At 68.7% G+C, this 26,417-nt stretch carries 29 protein-coding genes; 12 read left to right on the top strand and 17 right to left on the bottom strand.

Features of this window, described 5'->3' with window-relative positions:
* Nucleotides 1–46 precede the first annotated feature (46 nt).
* Nucleotides 47–682, bottom strand: a complete 636-nt coding sequence (locus BM43_RS01900) for an NADPH-dependent FMN reductase (protein ID WP_017917979.1) — start codon at nucleotides 680–682, stop codon at nucleotides 47–49.
* Between the two features lie 368 nt (nucleotides 683–1,050).
* Between BM43_RS01900 and pcp the strand changes: the two genes are divergently transcribed.
* Nucleotides 1,051–1,698, top strand: a complete 648-nt coding sequence (gene pcp, locus BM43_RS01905) for a pyroglutamyl-peptidase I (RefSeq protein WP_036054274.1) — start codon at nucleotides 1,051–1,053, stop codon at nucleotides 1,696–1,698.
* A gap of 58 nt (nucleotides 1,699–1,756) precedes the next feature.
* Here the strand turns inward: pcp and BM43_RS40065 are convergent, their stop codons facing one another.
* A complete protein-coding gene (locus BM43_RS40065) occupies nucleotides 1,757–2,047 on the bottom strand; it encodes a hypothetical protein (RefSeq protein WP_144417615.1) in 291 nt (96 codons plus the stop codon).
* A 221-nt stretch (nucleotides 2,048–2,268) separates the two neighbouring features.
* Here BM43_RS40065 and BM43_RS01910 point away from each other — a divergent pair, with 221 nt between their 5' ends.
* From BM43_RS01910 to BM43_RS01925, 4 genes are all read left to right on the top strand, one after another.
* Entirely contained in the window at nucleotides 2,269–3,438 is a 1,170-nt protein-coding gene (locus BM43_RS01910) for a quaternary amine ABC transporter ATP-binding protein (protein ID WP_013689429.1), read from the top strand.
* Nucleotides 3,431–4,324 (top strand): choline ABC transporter permease subunit, encoded by an 894-nt coding sequence (gene choW, locus BM43_RS01915; RefSeq protein ID WP_025100362.1) that lies wholly within the window; start codon nucleotides 3,431–3,433, stop codon nucleotides 4,322–4,324. The genes BM43_RS01910 and choW overlap by 8 nt, the downstream gene beginning before the upstream one ends.
* Nucleotides 4,325–4,436: 112 nt before the next feature.
* A complete protein-coding gene (locus BM43_RS01920) occupies nucleotides 4,437–5,444 on the top strand; it encodes a GlxA family transcriptional regulator (RefSeq protein ID WP_017917977.1) in 1,008 nt (335 codons plus the stop codon).
* A 68-nt stretch (nucleotides 5,445–5,512) separates the two neighbouring features.
* Complete coding sequence (locus tag BM43_RS01925) at nucleotides 5,513–6,463, top strand: choline ABC transporter substrate-binding protein (RefSeq protein ID WP_013689432.1); 951 nt, start codon at nucleotides 5,513–5,515, stop codon at nucleotides 6,461–6,463.
* Between the two features lie 79 nt (nucleotides 6,464–6,542).
* Here BM43_RS01925 and BM43_RS01930 read toward each other — a convergent pair whose 3' ends face one another.
* A complete protein-coding gene (locus tag BM43_RS01930) occupies nucleotides 6,543–7,235 on the bottom strand; it encodes an aspartyl/asparaginyl beta-hydroxylase domain-containing protein (RefSeq protein ID WP_036054268.1) in 693 nt (230 codons plus the stop codon).
* Nucleotides 7,236–7,485: 250 nt separating this feature from the next.
* Entirely contained in the window at nucleotides 7,486–7,938 is a 453-nt protein-coding gene (locus tag BM43_RS01935) for a MarR family winged helix-turn-helix transcriptional regulator (protein WP_036040341.1), read from the bottom strand.
* A 156-nt stretch (nucleotides 7,939–8,094) separates the two neighbouring features.
* Between BM43_RS01935 and BM43_RS01940 the strand changes: the two genes are divergently transcribed.
* From BM43_RS01940 to BM43_RS01960, 5 genes are all read left to right on the top strand, one after another.
* Entirely contained in the window at nucleotides 8,095–9,714 is a 1,620-nt protein-coding gene (locus BM43_RS01940) for an MFS transporter (RefSeq protein WP_230676354.1), read from the top strand.
* Between the two features lie 76 nt (nucleotides 9,715–9,790).
* A complete protein-coding gene (locus BM43_RS37395) occupies nucleotides 9,791–10,561 on the top strand; it encodes a hypothetical protein (RefSeq protein ID WP_052409091.1) in 771 nt (256 codons plus the stop codon).
* Nucleotides 10,562–10,573: 12 nt separating this feature from the next.
* Nucleotides 10,574–11,284 (top strand): GNAT family N-acetyltransferase, encoded by a 711-nt coding sequence (locus tag BM43_RS01950; RefSeq protein ID WP_036054264.1) that lies wholly within the window; start codon nucleotides 10,574–10,576, stop codon nucleotides 11,282–11,284.
* Between the two features lie 107 nt (nucleotides 11,285–11,391).
* Nucleotides 11,392–12,159, top strand: coding sequence for a DUF899 family protein (locus BM43_RS01955; protein WP_157693241.1), 768 nt, complete (start codon nucleotides 11,392–11,394; stop codon nucleotides 12,157–12,159).
* Nucleotides 12,160–12,182: 23 nt separating this feature from the next.
* Nucleotides 12,183–12,797 (top strand): DUF5134 domain-containing protein, encoded by a 615-nt coding sequence (locus BM43_RS01960; protein WP_080741972.1) that lies wholly within the window; start codon nucleotides 12,183–12,185, stop codon nucleotides 12,795–12,797.
* Nucleotides 12,798–12,802: 5 nt separating this feature from the next.
* On the opposite strand, the gene BM43_RS01965 is transcribed toward BM43_RS01960, so the two are convergent.
* The 11 genes from BM43_RS01965 to BM43_RS02015 all read right to left on the bottom strand — a co-directional run bounded on the left by BM43_RS01965 (nucleotide 12,803) and on the right by BM43_RS02015 (nucleotide 22,989).
* Entirely contained in the window at nucleotides 12,803–13,765 is a 963-nt protein-coding gene (locus BM43_RS01965; protein WP_036054262.1) for a GlxA family transcriptional regulator, read from the bottom strand.
* Nucleotides 13,766–13,833: 68 nt separating this feature from the next.
* Nucleotides 13,834–14,805 (bottom strand): D-erythronate dehydrogenase, encoded by a 972-nt coding sequence (denD, locus tag BM43_RS01970; RefSeq protein WP_036054261.1) that lies wholly within the window; start codon nucleotides 14,803–14,805, stop codon nucleotides 13,834–13,836.
* 21 nt (nucleotides 14,806–14,826) lie between these two features.
* A complete protein-coding gene (otnI, locus tag BM43_RS01975; protein WP_036054260.1) occupies nucleotides 14,827–15,603 on the bottom strand; it encodes a 2-oxo-tetronate isomerase in 777 nt (258 codons plus the stop codon).
* 78 nt (nucleotides 15,604–15,681) lie between these two features.
* On the bottom strand, nucleotides 15,682–17,004 hold the full coding sequence (locus BM43_RS01980) for an MFS transporter (protein ID WP_036054256.1): 1,323 nt from the start codon (nucleotides 17,002–17,004) through the stop codon (nucleotides 15,682–15,684).
* Between the two features lie 125 nt (nucleotides 17,005–17,129).
* Entirely contained in the window at nucleotides 17,130–17,768 is a 639-nt protein-coding gene (otnC, locus tag BM43_RS01985) for a 3-oxo-tetronate 4-phosphate decarboxylase (protein WP_036040350.1), read from the bottom strand.
* Nucleotides 17,765–19,081: a 3-oxo-tetronate kinase gene (gene otnK, locus BM43_RS01990; RefSeq protein WP_036054254.1), complete on the bottom strand. Its 1,317-nt coding sequence runs from the start codon at nucleotides 19,079–19,081 to the stop codon at nucleotides 17,765–17,767. The genes otnC and otnK overlap by 4 nt, the downstream gene beginning before the upstream one ends.
* Nucleotides 19,082–19,095: 14 nt before the next feature.
* On the bottom strand, nucleotides 19,096–19,986 hold the full coding sequence (gene ltnD, locus BM43_RS01995; RefSeq protein ID WP_036054252.1) for an L-threonate dehydrogenase: 891 nt from the start codon (nucleotides 19,984–19,986) through the stop codon (nucleotides 19,096–19,098).
* Between the two features lie 48 nt (nucleotides 19,987–20,034).
* The gene (locus tag BM43_RS02000) at nucleotides 20,035–20,739 is read right to left on the bottom strand and encodes a FadR/GntR family transcriptional regulator (RefSeq protein ID WP_025100378.1); all 705 of its coding nucleotides are present in this window, start codon (nucleotides 20,737–20,739) and stop codon (nucleotides 20,035–20,037) included.
* A 98-nt stretch (nucleotides 20,740–20,837) separates the two neighbouring features.
* On the bottom strand, nucleotides 20,838–21,797 hold the full coding sequence (locus BM43_RS02005; protein ID WP_036054249.1) for an alpha/beta hydrolase family protein: 960 nt from the start codon (nucleotides 21,795–21,797) through the stop codon (nucleotides 20,838–20,840).
* Nucleotides 21,798–22,024: 227 nt separating this feature from the next.
* Nucleotides 22,025–22,468, bottom strand: a complete 444-nt coding sequence (locus tag BM43_RS02010) for a DMT family transporter (RefSeq protein ID WP_025100380.1) — start codon at nucleotides 22,466–22,468, stop codon at nucleotides 22,025–22,027.
* The gene (locus tag BM43_RS02015) at nucleotides 22,465–22,989 is read right to left on the bottom strand and encodes a GNAT family N-acetyltransferase (protein ID WP_036054247.1); all 525 of its coding nucleotides are present in this window, start codon (nucleotides 22,987–22,989) and stop codon (nucleotides 22,465–22,467) included. The genes BM43_RS02010 and BM43_RS02015 overlap by 4 nt, the downstream gene beginning before the upstream one ends.
* Before the next feature lie 36 nt (nucleotides 22,990–23,025).
* Between BM43_RS02015 and BM43_RS02020 the strand changes: the two genes are divergently transcribed.
* Both BM43_RS02020 and BM43_RS02025 read left to right on the top strand, forming a co-directional pair.
* A complete protein-coding gene (locus tag BM43_RS02020) occupies nucleotides 23,026–23,595 on the top strand; it encodes a helix-turn-helix domain-containing protein (RefSeq protein ID WP_017917968.1) in 570 nt (189 codons plus the stop codon).
* Nucleotides 23,596–23,722: 127 nt separating this feature from the next.
* Nucleotides 23,723–24,481 carry a hypothetical protein gene (locus BM43_RS02025; protein WP_052409090.1) on the top strand — a complete coding sequence of 253 codons (759 nt, stop codon included), beginning with the start codon at nucleotides 23,723–23,725 and terminating at the stop codon, nucleotides 24,479–24,481.
* A gap of 33 nt (nucleotides 24,482–24,514) precedes the next feature.
* Here the strand turns inward: BM43_RS02025 and BM43_RS02030 are convergent, their stop codons facing one another.
* Together BM43_RS02030 and BM43_RS02035 are read right to left on the bottom strand one after the other, a co-directional pair.
* The gene (locus BM43_RS02030; protein ID WP_017917966.1) at nucleotides 24,515–25,366 is read right to left on the bottom strand and encodes a carbohydrate ABC transporter permease; all 852 of its coding nucleotides are present in this window, start codon (nucleotides 25,364–25,366) and stop codon (nucleotides 24,515–24,517) included.
* A 25-nt stretch (nucleotides 25,367–25,391) separates the two neighbouring features.
* Complete coding sequence (locus BM43_RS02035) at nucleotides 25,392–26,372, bottom strand: carbohydrate ABC transporter permease (RefSeq protein WP_036054246.1); 981 nt, start codon at nucleotides 26,370–26,372, stop codon at nucleotides 25,392–25,394.
* Nucleotides 26,373–26,417: the final 45 nt, after the last annotated feature.

Raw genomic sequence — 26,417 nt, forward strand, 5'->3', positions numbered from 1 at the left:
GCCAAAATTCGCCGATCCCGCCGCCCGGCCGAAGCCGGCGCGACGCTCAGTTCGAGGCGAGCTTGAGCACCGGGGCGGCGATCTGCGTCGCGGCGCGGTGCGAGGCGAAGGCCAGCGCGAACTCCGCGGCCTGCGCGCCGACCGTCTCGAGCTGGCCGGCGACCTTGGCGTCGGAGCAGGTGTCGGCCGTCTCGAAGCGCGTCTCCAGCGTGTTGACGGCGGCGCCGAACGGCGTCGGCCAGCCGCGCAACGCGTGGACGATCGAGCGCAGCGAGCTCAGCACCGTGCCGGCGGCCTGCCAGCCATAGGCGGTGACGATCACGCCTACCGCGCGTCCATCCAGGTAGGGGCGCTGGTCGGCACGCAGTTCCTCGAGCGTGTCGAGCGCGTTCTTCACCAGGCCGGACACGCCGCCGTGGTAGCCGGGCGTCGCGATGATCACGGCGTCGGCTTCGCGCACCGCCTCGATCAGCTCGATCTGGGATTCGCTCAAGCCTTTTTGTTCCGGCGCGTAATGGGGCAGGGAATGCAGGAACGGGCCGTCGAACAGCCGCGTGCGCGCGCCGGCCGCCTGGGCGCCGCGCAGCGCGAAATTCAGGGCGCGTTCGGTCGACGAAGCCGCGCGGGTGGTGCCGCCGATGCCGACGATGAACGGCCGGCGGTGTTGATCGAATGCAGTCAAGATGTGCTCCCGGGAATGCGGTGCCTGATCAGACAGGCTCGAACGAGCATGTTAACGAGCCGTGCCGGCTGCGGGAAACGACTTTTCGTTCTATCGATATGCCTTTGCGCGAGGCAAGTCCTGGCCGCCGGAGCTCGTTTGGATAGCAGAAATGCTTGGTTCGACCGGCCCCGGCCCGTCGATATGATCGTTTCATGGCACCTCGCTGGTGTCGTCTCTGACATGGGTTGGCCCCGCCCTCGGCAACGTCGGCGGGGCATTTTTTCGTGGTCCCGGCGGCTTGGGGGGCCGCAGCGGAAATCCGGCGCGCCGGGTCCGAGCTTTCGGGCCTAACATGAGGGCCTGCCCAACCAGACCGCTTCGTTTCGATGAGTACCATCCTCCTGACTGGTTTCGAGCCCTTCGGCGGCGACACCCTCAACCCTTCCTGGGAAGCCGCGCGCTGCGTCGACGGCGAAACCCTCGCCGGCGCGCGCGTGGTGGCGCATCGCCTGCCCTGCGTGGTCGAGTCGGCGCCGCGCGCGCTGGCCGAAGCCATCGAGGCGACCGATCCGGCGCTGGTGCTGTGCCTGGGTCTGGCCAGCGGCCGTCCCGACGTTTCGGTCGAGCGAGTCGCCATCAACGTGGTCGATGCGCGGATTCCCGACAATGCCGGGCACCAGCCGATCGACGAGCCGGTGGTGGAGGGCGGCCCGGCCGCCTATTTCTCGACGCTGCCGATCAAGGCGCTGGTGCGCGACCTGCGCGAGGCCGGGATTCCCGCCTCGGTCTCGCAGACGGCCGGTACCTACGTCTGCAACACTGTCTTCTACGCGCTGATGCACTTCGCCGCCACGCAGCGTCCTTCGCTGCGCGGCGGTTTCATCCATGTGCCCTGCCTGCCCGAGTTGGCCGCGCGCCATCCCGGGCTGCCGAGCCTCTCGCTCGATACGCTGGCCCAGGCGATTCGCATCATGGCCGTCACCGCGCTCGAGCGACGCGAGGACATCCGGCTGGGCGCCGGCGCCGTGCATTGAGACGGCGGGGCGCCGTTCGAGATCGGGGCGGGTACCCCAGGCAATCGCTGCGCAATCCTCAGGAAACCTGAGCATTCTCCTTGTCATGGGAAACCGGTGCATGCGCAAGCAACCATCGTCGAGCGCGCGCGAGCCGGTGCCGCGAAGCTTTCAGGCCGATATCGCCGGCCGGGCGGTGGTGCGACCGGGTTGCACCTGCCGCGCCCGGCCGCATCGAACGATCGTGCGCCGAAGGGGCAGCGGGCCGCATCGGCGATCGGACATGTTCTTGTCGAATTGCGACCTCGCCGCTTGTGTTTTTCCGCCGCGATCCGCGCCGCGCGTCGCTCATGCCGCGTTGCGGGATCATGGGGCACGATCCGCGTCCATCAAGGCTTTTCGCTTGACGCGGCGCCGCAAGCGGGCCCTCGCCGCCGCGTCTGCCGCGCCGGTGCTGGCGGAGCACGACAAATACCCGTGTCGTATTTGCGCAAGCGACTGTCGGAATTCGTCGGCTACCCCAAGTTTTTTCTGGCAACCATTGAGGCACGCTCTGATGGTGAGCCCCAGCTACACGAGGAGAAGGTTTCGATGGATGCCCCCAAGGTCGTAGTCGAAGGTCTGTGCAAGGTTTTTGGTAACAACCCGAAGCAGGCGCTCGACATGCTCGCAGCCGGGTCGACGAAGGACGATATTTTCAAGCAGACCGGCCAGGTGGTCGGGGTGCACGACGTATCGTTCGACGTGCAGGAAGGCGAGATTTTCGTGCTGATGGGCTTGTCCGGTTCGGGCAAGTCGACGCTGATCCGCCTCGTCAACCGCCTGGTCGAGCCGACCGCCGGCAAGGTGCTGATCGACGGCCGCGACGTGGCCTCGGTGCGCCGCTCGGAGCTGACCGCGCTGCGCCGCACCGACATGAGCATGGTGTTCCAGTCCTTCGCGCTGATGCCGCAGCGCACCGTGCTGTCGAACGCCGCGTTCGGCCTGGAAGTGGCCGGCGTGGGCCGCAAGGACCGCGAGCGCCGCGCGATGGACGTGCTCGAGCAGGTCGGCCTGGCCGCGTTCGCGAAGAAGCTGCCCGCCGAGCTGTCGGGCGGCATGCAGCAGCGCGTCGGCCTGGCCCGCGCGCTGGCCGTCAACCCCTCGCTGATGATCATGGACGAGGCCTTCTCGGCGCTCGATCCGCTCAAGCGCAAGGAAATGCAGAACGTGCTGCTGCAGCTCCAGAAGGAGCAGCGCCGCACCATCATGTTCGTCTCGCACGACCTGGAGGAGGCGCTGCGCATCGGCACGCGCATCGCGATCATGGAGGGCGGCCGCCTGGTGCAGGTCGGCACGCCGCAGGACATCATCGCCAACCCGGCCGACGATTACGTCCGCGCCTTCTTCGAGGGCATCGACACCAGCCGCTACCTGACCGCCAGCGACCTGATGCAGACCGGCGCCGTGCCGATCGTCTCCAGGCTCGACGCGGCCAACGTGGCCGCCACGCTCAACGGCAGCGCCGAATACGCCTTCGTGCTCGACGAGGCGCGCAAGATCCGCGGCTTCGTCACGCGCGACGCGCTCGGCATGGCCGCGCCCAACGTGCGCCAGATCGAGTCCATCCCGCATGACGCCACGCTCGACCACGTGGTCGAACGCGTGGTCGCCAGCCCCAACGCGCTGCCCGTGGTCGACGACCAGGGCTGCTACTGCGGTTCCGTCGATCGGGCCGTGCTCCTGAAGGCCATCACCCGTTCGCGAGGCTCCCATGTCTGAACTGATTCCGCTCGGCACCTGGGTCGACCAATCGGTCCGCTACCTGCTCGACCACGACGCGAAGACCTTCGACACGATCGGCCAGGTGATCGAGAGCCTGGCCGCGCTGGTCGAGCACGGCCTGCAGGCGATCCCGATGTGGCTGCTGATGGCGATCTTCATCGGCGTGGGCCTCTGGCGCGTGGGTTGGCGCTTCGCGATCTTCACCACGCTGGCCCTGCTGCTGATCTTCGCGACCGGCTTCTGGGACCAGACCGTGATCACCCTGGGGCTGACGCTGTCGTCCACCATCATCAGCCTGGTGCTGGGCATCCCGCTCGGCATCTGGGCGGCCAAGAGCAAGTGGGTGTCGGCCATCGTGCGGCCGATCCTGGACCTGATGCAGACCATGCCGGCCTTCGTCTACCTGATCCCGGCCGCGATGCTGTTCGGCCTGGGCCGCGTGCCGGGGATCCTCTCCACGGTGATCTTCGCGATGCCGCCGGCGGTGCGCCTGACCAGCCTCGGCATCCGCCACGTGAACCGCGAGATCGTCGAGGCCGGGCAGGCCTTCGGCTGCACGCCCTGGCAGCTGCTCTACAAGGTGCAGTTCCCGAATGCGCTGCCCTCGATCATGCAGGGCGTGAACCAGACCATCATGATGGCTTTGTCGATGGTGATCATCGCCTCGATGGTCGGCGCCGGCGGCCTGGGCAACGACGTGCTGGCCAGCATCCAGCGCCTCGACATCGGCCTGGGCTTCGAGAGCGGCCTGTCGGTGGTGCTGCTCGCGATCATCCTGGACCGCATCACGGAGAGCTTCGGCCGTGCCCCGGGCGCTGCCCGCGCGCCGCTGTTCTCGGGCTTCCGCCAGTTGTTCGGCATGAAGCCCGCCGTGCAGGCCTGAGGCCGGCGCTCCCGCCTTTCCCGTTCCATCCGCTTCGCTTCTGTTGCCGGTGCCGGCGGCCGCATGCCGCCGGGGCCGGCTTCGTGCAACCTGCTCCTGCCGGAGAGCGACCGTGAGCCTTGCCGTCGACACCGTTCCCGTCGCCCGCGCGACCTCCGCCCCGTCGCTCGCGCATTTCGGTTTCCTGACGCTGCCGCATTTCTCGATGATCGCCTTCAGCAGCGCCGTCGAGGTGCTGCGCATGGCCAACTACGTGGGCCGCGCCGAGCATTACCGCTGGTCGATCCACTCGCTCGACGGCGGGCCGGTGCAGGCCAGCAACGGCATCGCCGTGCGTCCCACCGAGGCGCTCGACCTGGACGGCCCGCTGCCCGACGTGATGATCGTGTGCGGCGGGATCCGCATTCGCGAGGTGGTCGACGCGCGCACCCGCGAGGCGCTGGCGGGCCTGGCCGCGCGCGGGCTGCCGCTGGGCGGGATCTGCACCGGCGCCTACGCGCTGATGTCGGCGGGCCTGCTCGACGATTACCGCTGCACCGTGCACTGGGAGAATCTCTCGGCGCTGCATGGCGAATTCCCGCAGGTGCGCTTCGCCGACGAACTGTTCGTGGTCGATCGCGACCGGCTCACCTGCACCGGCGGCACCGCGCCGCTCGACCTGATGCTGAACCTGGTGGGCGCGCGGCTCGGCCAGCCCCTGGCCGCCCAGGTATCCGAGCAGTTCATCCTGGAGCGCATCCGCGGCGCCGGCGATCCGCAGCCGATCCCGGTCGATGCGCGCGTCGGTTTCTCGCGCGCCGAGCTGGTGGAGGTGGTGCGGCTGATGGAGGCCAATATCGAGGAACCGCTCTCGCTCGATGAACTGGCGCGCCTGGTGCGGCTCTCGCAGCGCCATCTGCAGCGCATGTTCAAGGTCTACCTGAACGTCTCGCCCACCCACTATTACCTGACGTTGCGCCTGAAGCGCGCGCGCGACCTGCTGCGCACCACCGACGCCTCGATCGCGCGCGTCACGACGATCTGCGGTTTCCATTCGCCCTGCCATTTCAGCAAGGCCTATCGCGCGCAGTTCGGCCACGCGCCGAGCTACGAGCGCCGGGCCACGCCGACGCGCCAGTGAGGGCCTGGCGCATGCCTGCTTGCCTATGAATCGAACGACGTGTTGAACCCAGCTGAGGAGAGAAGAAGATGAAACGATTCCTGATCACGGCGGCCTGCGGGCTCGGGATGGCCGTGGCACCCTGGACGGCGGCGCAGGCGGCCGACCCGCAAGCCTGCAAGAGCGTGCGTTTCGCCGATGTCGGGTGGAGCGACATCGCGGCCACCACCGGCCTGGCCTCGGCCATGCTGGCCGGGCTCGGCTACACGCCGACCAAGACCATCGCCTCGGTGCCGATCACCTTCGCCGGGATCAAGAGCAAGCAGATCGACGTGTTCCTCGGCTACTGGTCGCCGACCATGGACCCGATCATCGCGCCGTTCACCAAGGCCGGCACCATCAAGGTGCTGGCCACGCCGAACCTGACCGGCGCGAAGTACACGCTGGCGGTGCCGGACTATGTCTATCAGGGGGGGCTTAAGTCCTTCGCCGACATCCAGAAGTTCGCCGACAAGCTCAACGGCAAGATCTACGGCATCGAACCCGGCAACGACGGCAATGCGCTGATCAAGAAGATGATCGACGGCAACCAGTACGGGCTCGGCAAGTTCAAGCTGGTGGAGTCGAGCGAGGCGGGCATGCTGGTGGAGGTCAATCGCGCGATCCGCGACAAGCAATGGATCGTGTTCCTCGGCTGGGAGCCGCATCCGATGAACGTGCAGTTCAAGATGGACTACCTGAGCGGCGGCGACGACGTGTTCGGCCCGAACTACGGCGAGGCCCGCGTGCTGACCGCCACGCCGCCCGACTACGCGGCGCGCTGCCCGAACGTGGCGAAGTTCGTCTCGAACCTGCAGTTCAGCACCGAGATCGAGAACCACGTGATGGTGCCGATCATGAACAAGCAAGACCCGAACAAGGCTGCCGCGGCGTGGCTCAAGCAGAACCCGCAGCAGCTCGACAAGTGGCTGGCCGGCGTGACGACCTTCGACGGCAAGCCGGGCCTGCCGGCGGTGAAGACCTACCTGGGCATCCACTGAGGTCGTAGCGGCGTCTTCACGACGTGAAAGAAGGCCGGCCCCTCGGGGCCGGCCTTGTCGTTCGCTGCGGGCGCCGCCGTCAAACCGGGATCGAGCCGCCGCGCAGGCGGATGCCGAGCCGGATCAACTGGATGATGCCGGCCGACAGCAGCCGCAGGCTGGTGGGCAGGTCGCGGCGGCGGATGTCGAGCAGCAGCACGATGCGCACCTCGTCGCTGTCGTTCCAGACCTCGTGCACGAAGGTATCGTCCCACAGCAGGAACTGGCCGTCGTCGAGACGATGCTCGCGGCCGTCGATCTTCAGCACCGCGGCGGCTGAGCCGTCCTCGCGCTTCGGCATCGACAGCACCAGGTAGCCGCGCAGCACGCCGCGGAACGGCCCGCGATGCGGCGGGATGTGCTTGCCGGGGGCGAGGAAGGATAGCGAGGCCGACAGCACGTCGGGCGAGGCGTCGACGATCTCGCTCAGCACTGGGCAGCGTACGCGGTTCTTCTCGAAGCGCACGCCGTAGGCCTGCATGATGAACATGCGCCAGTCGCGTGCGTCGTTGTCCGAAATATCGGCCTGCTCGCGCATGATCTCGTGAAAGCGCGGGATGCGCGGCAGGTCGCGCGCCACAGCCAGCGCCTCGGCGCGGATCGTCTGCCATGCGGCGGTGAAGCGCCGTGCGTCCGGGAACAGGGTCGTCGTGTCGAGCACGGCGGCGCTGCGGATCTTGCGGTCGTAAAGGTGGCGCAAGGTGCGGGCGCCGAAATCGTAGAGAGCGGCCATGATGGGTTTCGATTGGCCCGCCGGGTTTTCGGTTCGCCTTGCAGCACGAAAGCTTGCGACCCTGAATGCGAGCGTTGATCGATCATCCCAGATATGGTTTACGCCTAGCTAGCTGAGCTGTAACAATCTGTGTCAAACGAGCGTTCGGTAATAATGCGTGACGCTTCGACGTGCGACGGCTTTTTGTCTGATGTGACGCGTCGCTTTCAACCGCTTTCAACCACGTTCCGACGCGCCCGTCGTGCCGGCACTAGGCGGCGCCGGCCTGGTCGAAACTGCCGGATGCCAGATGATCGAGCAGGGCCAGCAGGTCCTGGGTCTCCTGCTTGCCGAGAAACGCCTCGAAGCGCTGCTGCACCGGTTTCCACAGCCGCCTGGCATGCCGCAGCCGCTCACGGCCTTCCGGTGTCAGCGAGATCAGCCGGCGGCGATTGTCTTCGGGATCCTTGTCGAGGGTGATCCAGCCATCGCGGATCAGCGGCTTGAGCGTGTGCCCGAGCGCGGAAAGATCCATCACGACCTCGGCGGCCAGCTCGCTTTGGGTGGGAGCGCCGAGCCGCTGGACCGCGCGCAGCAGGTTGTACTGCGCGGCATTGATGCCGGCCGGCTCCAGGGCCTGGTCGTATTGCTGGCTGATGCCGCGGGTCGCGCGCCGGAGCGCTCCGTAACTGCAGACGCTGGGGGTCAGCGGCCGGACGTTCATGGATCGGCTCCTGTTCGATGCACGCATGCGGCGTGGCGGCTCGGGACGAGCGCCGGCCTGCGTCGGCGAATTATGGCATATGCCAGTCATTCGATCCGACATCGCGAGCGGCAGGGCAGGGAAACATCGGCACCTGCTTGCGCTATAAAATGGTATATGCCAGTATTCGGCAACGCCGGATCGCCGGCAACCGATGACTCAATCCGCAGTGAAGCCGGGCGATGGCCCAGGCCGTGGCCCATGAACAGAAAACTTCTCCTCCTGCTTTGCGTGTCGGTGCCGTCCTTCATGATCAACCTGGACGCCAACATCGTCGCGGTGTCGCTGTCCTCCATCGCGAAGTCGCTGCATGCGGATTTCTCGGCGATCGAGTGGGTGATCTCCTCCTACACGCTGGCGTTCGCGAGCCTGTTGATGCCTGCCGGCGCGCTGGCGGACCGCTTCGGGCGCAAGCGGATCCTGATCATCGGTCTGTCGATCTTCACGCTGGCCTCGTTCTTTTGCGGCGCCGCGTCGGTATCGATCGTCCTCAATCTCGCCCGCGCGATGCAGGGCGTGGGTGCCGCCCTGCTGCTGAGCGCGGCGCTCGCGGTGCTCTCGCATGCCTTCCACGGCAAGGAGCGGGCCAAGGCCTTCGCTTTCTGGGGATCGGTGATCGGGGTCGCGGTCATGATGGGGCCGGTCGTCGGCGGCTTGATCACGCAATTGCTGGGATGGCGCTGGGCCTTCTACGTCAACCTGCCGATCGGCGTCGCGATGATCGCGCTCACGGCCTGGACGGTGAGCGAGTCGAAGGATCCCGGCGCCAGCAAGCTCGACGGGATGGGCGTGCTGCTGTTCAGCGGCTTCCTCGGCTTGCTCACCTGGGGGCTGATTTCCGGCAACCGGGAGGGCTGGGGCGATGCTTCCGTGCTGCTGCGCATCGGTGTCGCCCTGATCCTGTTCGTCGCCTTCGTCCTGGTGGAACTGCGGGAGAAGCGGCCGATGGTCGAGCTCGCCTATTTCGCGAAGAAAACCTATCTCGGCGCGAGCGTGGCCGGCATCGCCTATCCCGTGGCATTCCTGACGATGCTGACCTATCTGCCGTTCTTCTTCCAGACGGCGCTGCATCGCTCTCCGCTCGAGGCGGGCCTGCTGATGCTGCCGCTCGCGGTTCCGCTGTTCGCGGTGCCGCGCGTGGTGTCGGTCCGCCTCGAGCATCGCTTGTCCGGGCGTGCGCTGCTTTCCATCGGCCTGGTGCTGGTGGCGGCCGGGCTGGCGGTCGCATCGGTGACGGTGCAACTCCTCAGTTATGCCGCCGTGGTGGTGCCGATGTTCGTCGCTTCGCTGGGCGGCGGCATCCTCAACGGCCAGGTCGCGAAGGTCAGCATGACGGTGATCCCCGTCGAGCGCGCCGGCATGGCCTCGGGCGTCGCTGGCACCTTGCGCTTCAGCGGCCTCGTGCTGGGATTCGCCGCGCTCGGCGCCGTGCTCGTCGATCGCATCGCCGCGGATGTCCAGCTGCATTACCCGTTGCTGGACGCGGGCCGGCAATTAGCCGTGACGCGCCTGATCCTCGACGGCCATCTCGGCGATGCCGCTTCGCTGGCGGGGGCACGGGACGGCTTCGCGCCGATGCTGGAGGCCAGCCTTGCCCAGGGATACACGGGGCTGCTGGCTGTCGCGTCCGCGCTGGCCTTTCTTGCCGCGGCCCTGTGCTGGCGGCTGGTCGATCCGCTCGAAACCCGTCCCCTGGCCAGCGCCGCCCCGCTAGCCGTCCAGGCGCTCCCGGATTGACGCCGGGCGCCGCGAACGCGCCGCCCTCGGTCGTGCGGCGGGCCGGGCCATCCACTCCTCGTACAAGGACAATGCCATGCAGGATCATCAGGAAGCCGGCAGCCAGGCGGCCCCTCATCAAGTTGACTCGGTGAGCGCGAATCCGGAATCGGTTTCGCGCCGCAAGGCGATCGCCGGCCTGGGCTTCTTCGGCGCGGCGATGGCGGCCCTGGTGGGCAACCGCGCCTGGGGGCACGAGAGCGTGCAGGGCAGCTTCGGCAACGAGGCGCTCGCCTTGCCGCCCGGCCCGGCCCACGCAGAGATGGACGAGGAGGAGCGGGCGATCAAGATTGCGCGCGCGATGCAGGCCGGCCCGTCGCAGATCACCCGCGATGCTACCGTGGCCGAGATGGACATGCACGGCAACATGTACAGGATCCTGCGCCAGGGCAGCAACGGCTGGGTCTGCACGCCGGGCAACGAGAACCGGATCGGGGATCCGCCGATGTGCGTGGACCGGGTCGGCATGCAGTGGTTCAAGGACATTCACGACCGCAAGCCGCGCCCGTCCATCACCACGCCGGGGCTTTGCTATATGCTCTGCGGGGCGACCCAGCATAGCAATAGCGATGCCCTGGACACCACCAGCCCGGCGATTCCGATCGGGCCGCACTGGATGGTGCTCTGGCCGTTCGATGCCGCGCATTGCGGGCTGCCCACCGACGTGCGCGACGCGGGCGCCTGGATCATGTTCGCGGGCACGCCCTATGCCTACCTGCACGTCTGCGGTTCGCCCTGGGTGGGCAACTCGTACACGCCGGGGGATCGGGCCGTGTGGACCATGCGCTACGCGAAATCCAATGATTGAGGAGCAGCCTGCATGCCGGAATCGATCGTCGAGCAGGGCGAAGGCGCACATGCGTTGGACACCCTGATATGGAATGCCCTGTCCACGCGGCAGGCCGAATTCGCGGTGCCGGGCGAGCGCGTGCTGCGTTTCCAGCCCGAGGTCGCGCCGTTTGCCGCGCTGGCCGATCTCACGCCCGAATCGTTCGGCGCCTTGCGCGAGTCGATCGAACGATACGGGCCCGCCGCGCTGGTGACGGTCGACGAGATCGAGCCGCCCGAGGGGTTCGACGTGCTGCGGCGCGCGACGCTGATCCAGATGGTCGCCGAGCGCGAACCCGAACCCGTCGCGCTCGAGCACGTGCGGCTCGAGCCCGGCGACGTGCCGGACATGCTGGCACTGACCGCCGCGACCCAGCCGGGGCCGTTCGGGCCGCGCACCATCGAGCTGGGCCGCTACCTTGGCGTGCGCCGGCAGGGAAGGCTGGCGGCGATGGCCGGCGAACGCCTCAGGATCGACGGCCACGCCGAGATCAGCGCGGTCTGCGTCGATCCCGCGTTTCGCGGGCAAGGCCTGGCGGCCGGCTTGATGCGGCTGCTGATGGCGGCCATGCGCGCGCGCGGCGAGATCCCGTTCCTGCACGCGGTGGCGTCGAACCAGAATGCGATTGCGATCTATCGTGCGATGGGTTTCGTCGCGCGGCGCGAACTGCATCTGCTGGTGTTGGGCGACGCCGGGGCCTGATTGCCCGGCACTCTGCGCGAATGTCGGGAATTGCCGTGTCCATGTCGGTTCGCCGGTTTTCTCCAATGTTAAGGTTTGCTGACGAAAACCGACAAAGGAGCATGACCATGGCACTCAAGGGTGAACCACGTGATATGAACCGCTGGCGCGAGGTCGTTCTCGATCCGAGCCTGCGATTTCCGGGCGAATCAGGCGACTATCGCCGCGCACGCGACGAGTTGATGGAGGCGGAGGACGAGCTGCGGCGGCTCAACGAGAAGGTGATCGCCCAGCGCCGCGCCTTGCCGCCGGGCGGCCTGATCCAGGAGGATTACGAATTCGAGCAGGCCGGTGACGGCAGGAAGATCCGCTTTTCCGAGCTGTTCGCGCCGGGCAAGGATTCGCTGGTGATCTACAACATGATGTTCCCGCGCTGGCCGGAAGACCGGCGCGCGGGGGCGCCCTGCGGCAAGACCGCTGCGCTGCCGCTGGTGGAGCAGCCTTGCCCCTCCTGCACCTCGGTGGTGGACGGTCTCGAAGGCGCGGCCTTCCACCTCGCGGAGCGGACCAACCTGGTGGTGGTGGCGAAGACCAGTCCCGAGCGGCTGGGTACCTTCGCGCAGGAACGCGGTTGGCAGAACCTGCGCCTGCTGTCCTCGCGAGGCAACCACTTCAACCGCGACTACTACGCCGAGAAGCCCGATGGCGTGCAGCTCGCGATCCTGAACGTGTTCTCCCGCCACGCGGACGGGATTCGCCATCACTGGGCCAGCGAACTCGCCTTCAAGCACGGCACGACCACGCCGCTCGAGTCGATCTGGCCGATCTATGGAATCCTCGGCGTCACGCGCGAGGGGCCGGGGGATCGGGCAGCCTATCCGAACCTGCAGTACTAGCCCGGTTGCCGGAGGCGGTTCGGATGAATGTTCCTGCCTGGTGGTCTGGCGCGTTGGCGGCCTTGATGATCGCCGCCGCGCTGCCCGGTGCGTGGCGCGTCGCGCTCGCCCGGATACCGGTGGCGGCGAGCGCGGCGACGATGCAGCGTTCGCCGCGGCGTCGCCCGCGCCGCGTCGGCAGGCTCGATGCGGAAATTTCGGCGTCGCTGATGGCGCTGGCGATGACCGGCATGCTGCTGCCGAGTTTCGCGATCCTGCCGGACCGGGCCTGGGCGGCCACGTTCGTGCTGGGCGCGGCCTGGTTCGTCGGGCGGTGCACGGCGGCCGTGCGTGCCGCCGGGTTTCGCGCGCTCGGGAACGGTCACGACTTCACGCAAGTGCTCCACTGCGCGGCGAGCGCCTATATGTTCGCCTCCGCGCCGATCGCATCGATGTGCGCGCAAGCACCCGGTATCGGCAAGTACCTCTCTCTTTCCTCGGCCATCGCCTTCGTGCTGGTCGGCGATTGCCTGCGGGAGGGATGCCGCGCGAGCGTCGCGCGGGCGCTCATGCCCGGCGCTTCGGCCGATGTGGCGAGGTCTGCCTGCCGCATCGTCATGGGCATGGCGATGGCCGCGATGCTGCTCGCCATGCCGTGAGCCGTTCAGGGCTCGACGCGATCGTCCTCCTCGCTCGACGGATGGCCGAGCGCCTGCCGCCTGACCATATGCGGCGGCAGGCCGAACGCCCTTAGAAAAGCGCGGCGCATCCGGTCACGATCGCCGAAGCCCGTCATCTGCGCGACCGCGTCGAGCGAGTGATGGCTTTCCTCCATCAGCACCCGCGCCTCGTCCAGCCGGAGCTGTTCGATCGCCTTGGCCGGCGTGCGGCCGGTCTCGGACTGGAAGGTTCGACCGAACTGACGCGGCGAGAGGTTCGCGACATCGGCCAGTTCCTCCACGCTCAGGCGTTTGCCGAGGTTCGCGCGGGCATAGGTCAGCACGGCCCGGATCCGGTCGGTCCTGGGTTCGAGTTCGAGCAGCGAGGAGAATTGCGACTGGCCGCCGGCGCGGCGGTGATAGAGCACCAGGCGTCGTGCCACGGCACGCGCCGCTTGCACGCCCAGGTCGTCCTCGATCAGGGCCAGGGCGAGGTCGATGCCGGCCGTCATGCCGGCGGAAGTCCAGATCGGGCCGTCGGCGACGAAGATACGGTCCTCGTCGACCTGCACCGACGGATATCGGGCACGCAACTCGGCGGCGCGATCCCAGTGCGTGGTTGCCCTGCGGCCGTCGAGCAGGCCGGCTTCGGCGAGCACGAAGGCGCCGTGGCAGGTGGCGGCGATACGCCGGCAATGCGAGGGCGCTGCGCGGATCAGCTCGATCGTGGCAGGCGAGGCATCTTCCAGGCTCGCGCCCACCACGACCAGGTCGTAGGCCTGCCTGGCGAAGCGCTCGGTCATGACCTCGAAGCCGAGCGAGGTGCGGATCGGTCCGCCGTGTTCCGACACCATCCGGATGTCGTAGACGGGCCTGGCCGCCTGCAGGTTCGCCGTTTCGAACGGGGCTGTCACGGCGATTCCCATTGGCTGATAGCCGGGGAAGAGGAAAAAGGCGATCTTGCGCATGTCCGACCCATGTCTTGAATTGTCGTTAGTGTGACATTTCAGACATGGGTTTGCCACGCCGGCGAGACTCAGCGCAGTTCGTCCTCGATATGCGCGCGAATCACGTCGGCGAACGAAGCGTCGCCGACCAGGCCCAGCGATTCGGCGCGCGAGGTATCCCACCGCCCTGGCCAACTGCCGACGATGGCCACCACGCGCGGGTCGATCTCGTGGCGGATCCGGGCCACCGGCGCGTCGCCGGCCACTTCGCGCAGCGCCTCGATCATCTCGCCCACGCTCACCGAGATCCCCGGCAGATTGATCACGCGACGCTTGCCGAGCCGCTCGCCGTCGAGCTCCAGCCCGGCCACCAGCGCGTCGATCGCGCGGCGCGGCGAGAGCAGCCAGAGCCGCGTGTCGAGCGGCACCGGGCAGACCGCGTCCTCGCCGTTCAGCGGTTCGCGGATGATGCCGCTGGCGAACGAGGAGGCCGCCGCGTTCGGCCGGCCCGGGCGCACGCTGATGGTCGGCAGGCGCAGCACGCGCCCGTCGACGAAGCCGCGCCGCGCGTAGTCGCCCAGCAGCAGCTCGGCGATCGCCTTCTGCGTGCCGTACGAGGATTGCGGGTTGAGCGCGGTCTCGTCGAGCACCACCTCGGGCAGCTCGCCGCCATAGACCGCCACCGAGCTGGTGAACAGCACGCGCGGCCGGTGGCCGAGCGCGCGGCAGACTTCCAGCAGCGAGCGCGAGGCGTCGAGATTGATGCGCATGCCGAGCTCGAAATCGGCCTCGGCCTGGCCGCTGACGATCGCGGCCAGGTGGAAGATCGCGCCGGTTTGCGTATCGATCGCGCGCTCCAGCACGGCGCGATCGGCGATATCGCCGACCAGGGTCTTGACGCGCGCATCGCTGAAGCCGCTCGCCTCGACCACATCGAGCAGCAGCAGTTCGTCGATGCGCTCGGGCGCGCCGTTCGGGCCGGCCAGTTCGCCGCGCGCCAGCAGTTGGGTGGCCAGGCGCCGGCCGAGGAAACCGGCGCCGCCGGTGATCAGGACTTTCATGGAGGTGTCGTTCGCGTGAGGTTACAGGTAGGGGCGCAGCCAGCCGAGCCCTTCGGAGGTGCCGGCTTTCGGGCGGTATTCGCAGCCGATCCAGCCGTCGTAGCCGAGCGTGTCGATCAGCTCGAACAGGTAGGGGTAGTTCAGTTCGCCCAGGTCCGGCTCGTGGCGCTCGGGCACGCCGGCGACCTGGATATGGCCGATGCCGGCGAAGTCGCGCTTGAGCTTCATGGCGATGTCCCCCTCGACGATCTGGCAGTGGTAGCAATCGAACTGCACGCGCAGGTTCGGCGCGCCCACGTCGCGGCAGATCGCCTGCGCATCGTCCTGGCGGTTCAGGAAATAGCCGGGCATGTCGCGCGTGTTGATCGGCTCGATCACCACCAGGACGCCGGCCGCGCGCGCGGCCTCGGCGGCATGCGCGAGATTGCGCAGATAGACCTCGCGATGGCGCGCGCGATCGGCGCCGGCCGGCAGCAGCCCGGCCATCACGTGCAGCTTGTCGTTGCCGAGCACGCGCGCGTAGTCGAGCGCGGTGTCGAAGGCGCGGCGGAATTCGTCCTCGCGGCCCGGCAGCGAGGCGAAGCCGCGCTCGCCGGCCGCCCAGTCGCCCGGCGGCGCGTTGAACAGCGCCTGCACGAGGCCCGCATCGGCCAGGCGCGCCTTCAGCTCGTCGGCGGCGAAGTCGTAGGGAAACAGGTACTCGACGGCCCGGAACCCGTCGCGCGCCGCGGCGGCGAAGCGCTCGAGGAACGGGTGCTCGGTGTACATCATCGAAAGATTCGCGGCGAAGCGTGGCATGGCGGCGGTTCCGTCAGGAGAGTGGAGCGGCGCCGCGCGCTGCCCGTGTCGACACGAGCAGCGCGCGGCGGCGAAAAATCAGCGGTTCACGAGTTTCGCGGGCGTCAGCCACACGGCGATCGAGCCGATCACCAGCATGCCGGCCAGCATGACCATGCCCGAGGCGGTGCTGTGCGTGGCATCGCGCAGGTAGCCGATCACATAGGGGCTCGCGAAACCGGCGAGGTTGCCGACCGAGTTGATGATGGCGATCCCGGCGGCCGCGGCGCCGCCGGCCATGAAGGCGGTCGGCAGCGACCAGAACAGCGGCGCGCAGGTCAGCACGCCGCCCGCCGCGATCGACAGGAACAGGATCGACACGGCGGTATTGTGCGGGAACATGGCCGCCACCGCGAAACCCACGGTGCCCATGGTGGCCGGGATGATCAGGTGCCAGCGGCGCTCGCGGCGCTTGTCCGAGCTGTGGCCGAACAGGTTCATCACCACGATCGCGACCAGGAAGGGGATCGCCGAGAGCAGGCCGATCGTGAAGTTGTCCTGGATGCCGGTGGACTTGACCAGGGTCGGCATCCAGAAGGTCAGGCCATATTGGCCCGTCACGAAGGTGAAGTAGATCAGCGACATCCACCACATGCGCGGATCGGCGAACACGGCGCGCAGCGAATGCCTCTCCTTCGATTTCAGGTGCGGCTGCGCGTCGATCTCGTCCTGCAGCAACTGCTTCTCGCGCTGACTGAGCCACTTGGCCTGGGCGATGCCGTTGTCGAGGTAGAGCAGGGTCGCGATCCCCACCAGCACGGCCGGCACCGCCTCGATCATGAACATCCATTGCCAGCCGTGGAAACCCGCGCCGCCCTGGAATTTCGACATGATCCAACCCGACAGCGGGTTGCCGAAGATGCCCGAAACCGGGATCGCCGACATGAACACGGCGATGATCCTGGCGCGCCGGTGGGTGGGGAACCAGTAGGTCAGGTAGAGGATCACGCCGGGGTAGAAACCCGCCTCGGCCAGGCCGAGCAGGAAGCGCAGCACGTAGAACTGGGTGGGAGTCCTCACGAATGCGAACGCGGCGGAAAGCAGGCCCCAGGTGATCATGATCCGCGCGATCCAGATCTTCGCGCCGATGCGGTGCATCAGCAGGTTGCTGGGCAGCTCGAACAGGAAGTAGCCGACGAAGAAGATCCCCGCGCCGAGCCCGAACACGGTCTCGCTGAAGGCCAGGTCCTGCGACATCTGCAGCTTGGCGAAGCCGACGTTGACGCGGTCGAGGTAGGCGACCACGTAGCAGAGCATCAGGAACGGCACGATGCGCCAGAACACCTTCTTGTAGGTGGCGTCGAGTTCGGCCGGGCCGGCCTGGGCGGCGGCGGGAGTCGCCGTGGCTTGATACGGGGTCATGCTTGTCTCCAGGTGGTGGCGCGCGCGATTCGTTTCGCGCGTCGTCGATGCGCGTGGCCGCCGTTTGTCACGCCGCCACGCCGTCGCGGCTCCGGCGCGAGGCGGAAGCCGCGCTATGCCTTGTCCTACCAGCGCGTGCCGAACACGGCGCCCAGCTCGTCGAGCGCGGCCGCGTCGAGCGGCGCCGGCTTCGGGTCGGTCATCAGCCACAGCCGCGCGGTTTCCTCCAGCTCCTCGAGCACGGCCGAAGCCTGCTCGACGCTCGGCGCCCAGACCACCGGGCCGAGCCGTTCGAGCAGCACGCCGCGAACGCGATCGGCCAGCGCCGCGACCTCGGCCGCCACGGCCGGGTCGCCGGGGCGCCGGTAGCGGATCAGCGGGATGTGGCCGACCTTCATCACGTAGTAGGGCGTGATGGGCGGCAGCACGTCGTCCGCTTGCCAGACGCCGGCCAGGGTCAGCGCCACCAGGTGGGTGGAATGGGTATGGACGATGCCGCGCGATGCGGGGCTGCGTTCGTAGATGCCGCGATGCAGGGCCAGCGTCTTCGAGGCCTTGTCGCCCGAGACCTGCTGGCCGGCCAGGTCCACCTTGGCGATGCGGGCCGGGTCGAGCCGGCCCAGGCAGGCGTCGGTGGGCGTGATCAGCCAGCCGTCGTCGAGCCGCGCGCTGATGTTGCCGGCGGTGCCGACCGCGTGGCCGCGCGCGTAGAGGCTGGCGCCGACCGCGCAGATGGTCTCGCGCAGGGTGTGTTCCGTGCTCATCCGAGGGTCTCCAGTTGCGCGAGCGCCTTGGCGAAGAAGTCGACGGCGCCGAAATTGCCCGACTTCAGCGCCAGCGCGAGCCCGCCGTCTAGCGTCGCCGTGGCCGGCACGCCGGGGTCGATCTGCGCGCCGATCTGCAGCGCGCGCACGCCCAGCGCCTGCACCACCGCGCCCGAGGTTTCGCCGCCGGCCACCACGAAGCGGCGCACGCCGCGCGCCTGCAGGCCGGCGGCGATCTCGGCGAGGGTGCGTTCGACCAGCGCGCCGGCGGCTTCCACGCCGAGCTGCTGCTGGATCGCCTTGACCTGGTCGGGCGTGGCGGTGGCGTAGATCAGCACGGGCACGGGCAGATGCTGTTCGGCGAAGGCGAGCGCCTGGGCGGCCACTGGCTCGCCGCGCGCGGCGGCCAGCGGATCGATGCGGAACGCGGGACGGCCCTGCGTGTCGCGCCATTCGGCGACCTGGGCGTTGGTGGCCCGGGAGGCGCTGCCGGCCAGCACCACGGCCTGGCCGTCCACCCTGGGCAGCGCGGCCGCGTTGCCGCGCTCGGGCAGCAGGCCGGCGCGGCGGAAGTTGGCGGGCAGGCCGAGCGCGATGCCCGAGCCGCCCGTGACCAGCGCGTGGTCGGCACAGGCCTCGCCCACCACGTGCAGGTCCGCGTCGGACAGCGCGTCGGTGATCGCGTAGCGCACGCCGTCGGCACGCAGCGCCGCGAACGCGTCGCGCACCGCCTGCGCGCCGCGCGCGATGGTGTCGTGGCGCACCAGCCCGACCTTGGACGGTGTTTGAGCTTGCAGCACGCGCACCAGGTTCGCGTCCGTCATCGGCGTGAGCGGGTGGTGCTCCATGCCCGATTCGCTGAGCAGCGCGTCGCCCACGAACAGGTGGCCGCGATAGATGGTGCGGCCGTTCTCGGGGAAGGCCGGGCAGGCGATCGCGAGCTGCCGGTCGGCGCCGAGCGCCTTGGCCAGCGCGTCGGCGACGGGGCCGATATTGCCGGCGGCGGTCGAATCGAAGGTCGAGCAGTACTTGAAGTAGATCTGGCGGCATCCTTGCGCGCGCAACCAGTCGAGCGCGGCGAGCGACTGCGCGACCGCGTCGGCGGGGGCGATCGTGCGCGACTTCAGCGCGACGATGATCGCGTCGGCGTCGAGCGAGGCGCCGGCCTCGGGCACGCCGATCGTCTGGATCGTGCGCATGCCGCTCCTGACCAGCATGTTGGCCAGGTCGGTGGCGCCGGTGAAGTCGTCGGCGATGCAGCCCAACAGCGGCTGGGCGGGAGCAGCGGAGGAAGCTCGGGAGGAAGCGGTCATGGCGGCGGTCGGGATCAGCGGGCGGGCGGCAGCGTGATGCCGGGGAAGGTCTTGATCACGGCCGAGTCGTCCTCGCCGCCGTGGCCGGCGCTCGAGGCGCTCATGAACATCTGGTGCGCGGTGGCCGACAGCGGCAGCGGGAACTTGCTGCGGCGCGCCGTATCGAGCACCAGGCCGAGATCCTTGACGAAGATGTCGACCGCCGACAAGGGCGTGTAGTCGCCGTTCAGGATGTGCGGCACGCGGTTCTCGAACATCCAGGAGTTGCCGGCGCTGTGGGTGATCACCTCGTAGAGCGCGTCGGCGTCGACGCCCTCGCGCAGGCCCAGCGCCATCGCCTCGGCGGCCGCCGCGATATGCACGCCGGCCAGCAACTGGTTGATGATCTTCACCTTCGAGCCCGCGCCGTGTTCGGCGCCGAGCCGGTAGACCTTGCCGGCGATCGCGGCCAGCACGTCCCCGCAGGCCGCGTAGGCTTCGGCCGGGCCGGAGCTCATGACGGTCATCTCGCCCGAGGCGGCGCGCGCGGCGCCCCCCGAGACGGGCGCGTCGAGCATCAACAGCCCGGCCGCCTCGACGCGCGCGCCGAGCTGGACCGCGAAGTCGGGCGCGACCGTCGCGCTGGAGATCACCACCGAGCCGGCGCGCATGGCCGGCACCGCGCCCTGTTCGCCGAACAGCACGGCTTCGGTCTGGGCGGCATTGACCACCAGCGTGATCAGCACCTCGCAGCGCGCGCCGAGCTCGGCCGGCGTGGCGCAGGGCACGCCGCCCTCGGCCGCGAACGCGGCCAGCACGTCCTCGCGCAGGTCGCAGGCGTGGACGCGGAAACCGGCGCGCAGCAGCGAGCGGGCGACGCCCAGCCCCATGGCGCCGAGACCGATGACTCCTACTTGTCGTGACATGGATGAACCTTCGTATGAGCGGGTGGCCCGGCCTGGCCGGGCACGGGATCAGCGGATGCCGGCCTGCGCCAGGCGCCGCGCTGCATTGACCATGTGGGTGCGGGCCGCGTTGCTGGCGGCCAGCGCGTCGCCGGCGCGGATCGCGTCGACGATCGCGGCGTGCTCCTCGCGCACCTGGCGCGAGAAATCCTCGCGCGTCGCCTCGTTGCGGCGCGTGACGGCCACGCCGGCTTCCAGGTACTGGTTCAGGAAGCTCAGCGTCTTGAGGAAGTAGGGATTGCCGGTGACGGCGGCGATCGTGCGGTGGAAGGCGACGTCCTCGGCCACGCCATCGAGGCCGGCGGCCACGGCCGCGTCGATCTTCGCCAGCGCCTCGTCGATGCGCATCATGTCGGCGTCGGTGCGGCACTTGGCGGCCTCGGCGGCCACCTCGGCCTCGATCGCGCGGCGCACCGACAGCAGGTGCACCAGCGAGCCCGATTCGACCGCTTCCGCGTAGTCGATCCGCAGCGGCCGGATCGCGCCGTGCGTCGCGATGAACACGCCGCTGCCCTGGCGCGGCTCGACCACGCCTTCGTTCTTCAGGCGCGAGATCGCCTCGCGGATCACCGTGCGGCTCACGCCGAATTCCTGCGCCAGCACCGTTTCGGTCGGCAGCTTGCCGGTGCCGGCGAAGGCGCCGATCTCGATCTGCTTGAGCAGTTGCTGGGCGACCGTGTCGCTCATCGCGCGGGCCGGGATTTTCTCGAACATGGATGGACCGGGTTATCAGGTTATGTGGTCATCATACAAATTTTTGTTCGAGAGGCGGCATGAGGGATTACCCGGGGAAGGCTTGGAAAGTCCGCCGTCTAGTGGAGCCGGGCGTCGAAGAACGCCAGCGCCTTGGCGTTGAAGTCCCGGTGGAAGGCAGCGCGATCGAAGCCCGCGCCATCGGTGCAGAGCGCCGGCGAATCCTGCGCGAGGCTCGCCGGGCAGGGCGGCAGAAACGCGAAATGCGCGGCGCCGGGCACCACGTGCGATTCGGGCTTGGCCGGCAGCGAGCAGGCCAGCGCCGCGATCGTGCCGGCCAGCACGCCGTCGCCGCCGAGCTCGGACGCCCAGAGCTGGATCGGTGCCTTCACGTCCTTCAGGTCCTCGGGATCGGGAAACTCGTTGAGCGGATCGGCCAGCACGTAGGCGCGGATCCGCGGGTCGCGCGCGAGCGGCTGGCTGGGCAAGCGGCGATTGCGGATCTGCTCGCAGATCGGCAGCTTCGGGTCCGGGCAGGGCACGTTGGCATGCACGAAGTCGGGCCGGCCGCCGGCCAGCACCAGGCCCGTGTAGCCGCCGCGCGAGAAGCCGAAGAAACCGATCCGGTCGGCATCGATCGATTCCGCCACCGGCGAGTTCGTCAGCAGGTAGTCGATCAGGCGCCGGATGTCGGCCGGCCGTTCGACGAAGGACGAGATATCGGCGTTGCGGCTCATGTCGGCATGGGTATCGCCGGGATGATCGATCGCGGCGACCACGTAGCCCGCGTCGGCCAGCGTCTCGGCCAGGTCGTGATGATTGAGCAGCGAGCCGCCGTGGCCATGCGAGATCACCACCAGCGGCAACTGCCTGCCGAGCGTCGGGCAGTCGCGCGTGGCGCTCAGCGCATAAGGGCCGATCGTCAGCGCTTGCGCGGCGGCGGCGCAGGGCGTCCAGATCGCGAGCTTCAGCGCGGGGCCGTCGCCGTCGGCGGGAACCTGGGCGAAACGCAGGCCGGCCGCCTGCGAGAGCGTGGTGGACAGACCGAACAGCAGCAGCGCCAGCAGCCAGCGTCTCATCGTGTCTCGCTCCGAGGCGGGCGAGCGCGTCGCGGCGGGGAGCCGCAAGCGCCCTGCAAGGTTCGCATTCCGAACGGGCCGCGCTGTCGCGATGCGCAATCTGCAACGTGCAATGCGTTGAGGGCGCGGCGCCGCCGTGAACGACGACGATGTATAGCCGTGCGCGCGAGGCGCGTCAATCGTGCGCCGCGTCAGGCGGCGGCGCGCCGCTCATCGATCGCGCGCCCTCAGCCGTTGCGCGAGGCCACCAGGAAGGCGCCGAGCACCAGCACGCCCGCGCCCAGCAGGGTCCGCGCCGACAGCGCGCCGCCATGCGCCCCGGCGCTGTCGAGCAGCAGCCCGAACACCAGTTGGCTGGCCACCAGCACGGCGATCGTGGTGCCCGCGCCGAAACGCTGGTAGCCATGGATGCTGGCGAACACGAAGAAGGCGCCGAGCAGCCCGGGCACCAGGCCCCAGCCGCGCAGCGCGCCGGCCAGTTCGCCGAAGCCGGCCTTGCCCGAGCGCATCGCCAGCAGGGTCAAGAGCGCGGCGAGCCCGACCGAGGAATTGACGATCAGCGCGATCAGCACCGTCGAGGCCGATTCGGTGATGCGCGCCATCAGGGTGTTCTGCACCACCACGGCCGCGCCCGCGCCGACCAGCAGGCAGAACGGCAGCCACGGCATCATGGGCGCGGCGCGTCCGGGGTCGGCCGCGCATCCAGCGTCAACTGCATGAATGTCAGGTCCAGCCACTTGCCGAACTTCATGCCGACCTGCTTCAGGGTGCCGGTATGGACGAAGCCGAGCCGCTCGTGCAGGCGCACCGAGCCGGAATTGTTGGCCTCGATGCCGGCCACCATCACGTGCTTGCCGATCGCGCGCGCCCGCTCGATCAGCACCGCCATCAGTTGCGGGCCGAGGCCGCGGCCGCGCTGGTCGTCGCGCACGTAGATCGAGTGCTCGACCGTGCCGCGAAAGCCGTCGAAGGCGCGCCAGTCGCCGAACGAGGCGTAGGCGAGCACCTCGCCGGCTTCGTCGATGCCCACCAGCACCGGATAACCGGCCTTGCGCCGATCGGCGAGCCAGGCCAGGCGATTGGCCGTGTCGACGGCGGTCTCGTTCCAGATCGCCGTGGTCTGCAGGACCGCGTGGTTGTAGATGGCCGTGATACCTTCGATGTCCTGCGGGCCCGCGTCGCGAATTTCCATGCCAGCCTCCTTGGGCTGTCCACTAAATTGAAACGAGTGTACACCATAGTAGACGATATCGATCAACGAATCGGCGCCCGGATTCGCGCCGAGCGCGAGAGCCGCGGCTGGTCGCTGACCAATCTCGCCGAGAATTCGGGCGTGTCGCGCGCCATGATCCACAAGATCGAGCGCGGCGAGAGCAGCCCGACCGCCACCTCGCTGGCCAAGCTGGCGGGGGCCTTCAACCTGAGCATGTCGGCCCTGCTGGCGCTGGCCGAGCTGGAGGACGGGCGGCTGCTGCGGGTGGACGACCAGCCGGTCTGGGTCGATCCGCAAAGCGGCTACGTGCGCCGCCACGTCTCGCCGAAATCGGTGTCGCCGCTGACCCTGGTCGAGATCGACCTGCCGCCGGGTGCCGGGATTCCCATGCCGGCCTCGGCCTACCTGAACATGCGGCAGTTGATCTGGGTGCTGGACGGCACGCTGGTGTTCGTCGAGGGCGGCGAGCGCCATGAACTGCAGGCGGGCGACTGCCTGGAGATCGGGCCGCCCGCCGATTGCGAATTCCGCAACGACAGCGCGGCGAACTGCAAGTACGCGGTGATCGTGCTGAGGAAGGGCTAGGGCGCCCCGCCCGTGCAAGGATCGGGCGCCGTGGGGAATAAAGTCCCGGGCCGGACCGTTCTGTTGTCGAGCCGATGCGCGTCCACGCTGCATCGGGGCTTTCCGTTCGACATCCACAGGAGGCTGCATGGCCCTCGGCTTGAACCGGTTTTTCCTCAGCGACACGCAATCCTTCACCAAGCAGAACTACCTGACCACGGCCGGCGTGTTCCAGGTCGGCGATCAGGTCGACGCGGTCGACCTGCGCAAGGTGGGCGAGGGCCAGCTCAAGGCGGTGCGGATCGCGCCGACCACCCAGGCCGAGATCGCCGACGACTCGCCGATCCCCGCTTACTGGGTGCCGCAAGGTGGCTCCTGCGATATCCCGGTGCTGGCCACCGATCGCAAGTATGTGTTCACGCCGGATTTTTCCGGCTGCTCGCTGCTGGTCGACCAGCTCAACGACCGGACCTTCCGCGTCTATCACGTCACGGGCGGCAGCAGCTATCTGCAGACCGAATACAAGAACCGCCGCGCCTCGAGCTCGAAGCTCGCCGCGGCCCTGACGCACGAGGGCTACGGCACGCGCGAATCGCCCCGCGCGCTGCTGTTCATGATGTTTGATTCGGGGCGCTGGTGGATCTGCTACCAGAGCCAGACGGGCGCCGGCTACGGCCTGGTGGATGGCGACAAGGTGATGCCGGTGGCGGGCTCGAGCGCGCTCGACACGATCCGCAGCGCGGGCCGCATGCCGGTGGCCAACGTGCTGCGGGGCGAGTCGCCGCTGTTCACCGGCGACAAGCTGTGCGACGGACAACTGATCGTGTCGCGCCCGCCCAGCCCGGTGGCGGGGCAGCCGCGGTTGCCGCCGCTGTCGCCCCAGCCCTGGCTGCACCCGGAGGCTTGAGCGCGCCGGGTTCGGGCCGTGTCGGGCCCTTGCTCAGCCCTTGGTCGCGCCGAAGGTCAGCCCCGCCACGAAGTGCTTCTGCATCAGGAAGAACATCGCCACCGAGGGCATCGCGGCCAGCACCGAGCCGGCCGAGACCAGGTTCCAGGAGGTGGTCCACTGCCCCTTGAGGGCGGCCACGCCGACCGTGATCGGCGCGGCGTCGTCGCCCTGCGTCAGGCACAGCGCCCAGAAGTAGTCGTTCCAGACGAAGGTGAACACCAGGATCGAGAGCGCGGCCAGCGCGGGCCGGATCAGCGGCAGGATGATGCGCACGAACACGGTCCATTCGCCGGCGCCCTCGATGCGCGCGGCTTCCACCAGCTCGAACGGCAACTGCTTGATGAAGTTGCGCAGGAACAGCGCGCAGAAGCCGGTCTGGAACGAGAGATGGAACAGGATCAGGCCGCCCACCGAATTGTAGAGGCCGAGCTTGAGCGTGAGGTCGCGCACCGGGATCATCAGCACCTGGATCGGCACGAAATTGCCGGCCACGAACACGGTGAACAGCGAGGCATTGCCGGGAAAGCGGTAGATCGCCAGCGCGAAGCCGGCCATCGCCGCCAGCAGGATCGCGCCGGCCACGGCGGGCACCGTGATCAGCACGCTGTTCCAGAGGTAATGCAGCATCGGCGAGGCGGTCAGCGCCTCGCGGTAGTTGGCGACGATCGCGATGTGTCGTGGCCAGTCCCAGTAGTGGCCCGCGCTCAGTTCCTCGGAGGAGCGCACCGAGGTGAGCAGCACGGCGAGCAGCGGCAGCAGCCACACCAGCAGCGCGAGCGGCAGCGACAGCTTGTAGAGCGCGCGCGAGGCGGGTTTCCAGCGTTCGATCGGAGTCGGAAACATCGGGGTCTCCCGGGTGGCCTGGGGGTCAGCGTTCGCTGCGCAGCAGGTGGCGCAGGTGGAACACGATGTAGAGCATCATGATCGCGAACAGCACGACCGCGATGGCGGACGAATAACCGAGCCGGTAGTACTTGATCGCCTGGTCGTACATGTAGTACGCGAGCACGGTGGAGCTGTCGAACGGGCCGCCGCCCGTCATCACCGAGATCAGGTCGAAGCTGCGCAGCGCGCCGATCACGGTCACCACGATCGCCATGAAGGTGGCTGGCCGCAACTGCGGCAACACCACGTGCCACAGCAGGGTCCAGCCTTTCGCGCCTTCCATGCGGGCCGCCTCGATCTGTTCGGCGTTGAGCGTGGTCAGCCCGGTCAGGTAGAGGATCATGCAGTAGGCGGTTTGCGGCCACAGCGCCGCGAAGATGATGCCGGGCGTGGCGTAGCGCGGATCGCCGAGCACCGGGATGCCGTGCCCGAGCAGCAGCTTGAGCAGGCCGAAGGTGGGATCGTAGAACCACGAGTAGATCAGCCCGACCACCACCCCCGACAACACGAAGGGCGCGAAGAACAGCGACTTCAGCAGCCGCATGCCGGCCAGCGCCTGGTTCAGGTACAGCGCGATCGCCAGGCCGAAGGGCGGCGCCAGCAGGAACAGCAGCAGCCAGATCAGGTTGTTCTTCAGCGCCGTGTAGAAAGTGTCGGCGTGCAGCAGCTCGGCGTAGTTGTCGAGCCCGATGAAGCCGGGCTCGCTCATGCCGTCCCAGTGGTAGAAGGACAGGCGGATCGTCGAGATCACCGGCCACACCACGTAGAGCGCGAACATCAGGCAGGCCGGCGCGAGGAACAGGAAGGCGGCGAGCCGGTGGCGATGCGGCCGCCGGCGACGCGCGGGCGGCGCCAGCGAGCGTTCGCGCCGCGCGGACGCGGGGCGCGCGCCCTCGTCGCCGGGCGGCGCGGCGGTGGGCGAGAGCGACGAGGACACGGACGAAGGCAAGACGGAACGGGGCACGGCCGATCTCCTGAACCTCCGGAAGCGGCGGCGCGCGAGGCTGCG

Source organism: Burkholderia gladioli (genome assembly GCF_000959725.1).
GTDB lineage: Bacteria > Pseudomonadota > Gammaproteobacteria > Burkholderiales > Burkholderiaceae > Burkholderia > Burkholderia gladioli.

Bases quoted from the DNA above. Each gene is read 5' to 3' on its own strand.
- pcp (WP_036054274.1), top strand. From the start codon at position 1,051: ATGAGTACCATCCTCCTGACTGGTTTCGAGCCCTTCGGCGGCGACACC.
- BM43_RS40065 (WP_144417615.1), bottom strand. From the start codon at position 2,047: ATGATCCCGCAACGCGGCATGAGCGACGCGCGGCGCGGATCGCGGCGG.
- BM43_RS01910 (WP_013689429.1), top strand. From the start codon at position 2,269: ATGGATGCCCCCAAGGTCGTAGTCGAAGGTCTGTGCAAGGTTTTTGGT.
- choW (WP_025100362.1), top strand. From the start codon at position 3,431: ATGTCTGAACTGATTCCGCTCGGCACCTGGGTCGACCAATCGGTCCGC.
- BM43_RS01925 (WP_013689432.1), top strand. From the start codon at position 5,513: ATGAAACGATTCCTGATCACGGCGGCCTGCGGGCTCGGGATGGCCGTG.
- BM43_RS01930 (WP_036054268.1), bottom strand. From the start codon at position 7,235: ATGGCCGCTCTCTACGATTTCGGCGCCCGCACCTTGCGCCACCTTTAC.
- BM43_RS01935 (WP_036040341.1), bottom strand. From the start codon at position 7,938: ATGAACGTCCGGCCGCTGACCCCCAGCGTCTGCAGTTACGGAGCGCTC.
- BM43_RS01940 (WP_230676354.1), top strand. From the start codon at position 8,095: ATGCCAGTATTCGGCAACGCCGGATCGCCGGCAACCGATGACTCAATC.
- BM43_RS37395 (WP_052409091.1), top strand. From the start codon at position 9,791: ATGCAGGATCATCAGGAAGCCGGCAGCCAGGCGGCCCCTCATCAAGTT.
- BM43_RS01950 (WP_036054264.1), top strand. From the start codon at position 10,574: ATGCCGGAATCGATCGTCGAGCAGGGCGAAGGCGCACATGCGTTGGAC.
- BM43_RS01955 (WP_157693241.1), top strand. From the start codon at position 11,392: ATGGCACTCAAGGGTGAACCACGTGATATGAACCGCTGGCGCGAGGTC.
- BM43_RS01960 (WP_080741972.1), top strand. From the start codon at position 12,183: ATGAATGTTCCTGCCTGGTGGTCTGGCGCGTTGGCGGCCTTGATGATC.
- BM43_RS01965 (WP_036054262.1), bottom strand. From the start codon at position 13,765: ATGCGCAAGATCGCCTTTTTCCTCTTCCCCGGCTATCAGCCAATGGGA.
- denD (WP_036054261.1), bottom strand. From the start codon at position 14,805: ATGAAAGTCCTGATCACCGGCGGCGCCGGTTTCCTCGGCCGGCGCCTG.
- otnI (WP_036054260.1), bottom strand. From the start codon at position 15,603: ATGCCACGCTTCGCCGCGAATCTTTCGATGATGTACACCGAGCACCCG.
- BM43_RS01980 (WP_036054256.1), bottom strand. From the start codon at position 17,004: ATGACCCCGTATCAAGCCACGGCGACTCCCGCCGCCGCCCAGGCCGGC.
- otnC (WP_036040350.1), bottom strand. From the start codon at position 17,768: ATGAGCACGGAACACACCCTGCGCGAGACCATCTGCGCGGTCGGCGCC.
- otnK (WP_036054254.1), bottom strand. From the start codon at position 19,081: ATGACCGCTTCCTCCCGAGCTTCCTCCGCTGCTCCCGCCCAGCCGCTG.
- ltnD (WP_036054252.1), bottom strand. From the start codon at position 19,986: ATGTCACGACAAGTAGGAGTCATCGGTCTCGGCGCCATGGGGCTGGGC.
- BM43_RS02000 (WP_025100378.1), bottom strand. From the start codon at position 20,739: ATGTTCGAGAAAATCCCGGCCCGCGCGATGAGCGACACGGTCGCCCAG.
- BM43_RS02005 (WP_036054249.1), bottom strand. From the start codon at position 21,797: ATGAGACGCTGGCTGCTGGCGCTGCTGCTGTTCGGTCTGTCCACCACG.
- BM43_RS02010 (WP_025100380.1), bottom strand. From the start codon at position 22,468: ATGATGCCGTGGCTGCCGTTCTGCCTGCTGGTCGGCGCGGGCGCGGCC.
- BM43_RS02015 (WP_036054247.1), bottom strand. From the start codon at position 22,989: ATGGAAATTCGCGACGCGGGCCCGCAGGACATCGAAGGTATCACGGCC.
- BM43_RS02025 (WP_052409090.1), top strand. From the start codon at position 23,723: ATGGCCCTCGGCTTGAACCGGTTTTTCCTCAGCGACACGCAATCCTTC.
- BM43_RS02030 (WP_017917966.1), bottom strand. From the start codon at position 25,366: ATGTTTCCGACTCCGATCGAACGCTGGAAACCCGCCTCGCGCGCGCTC.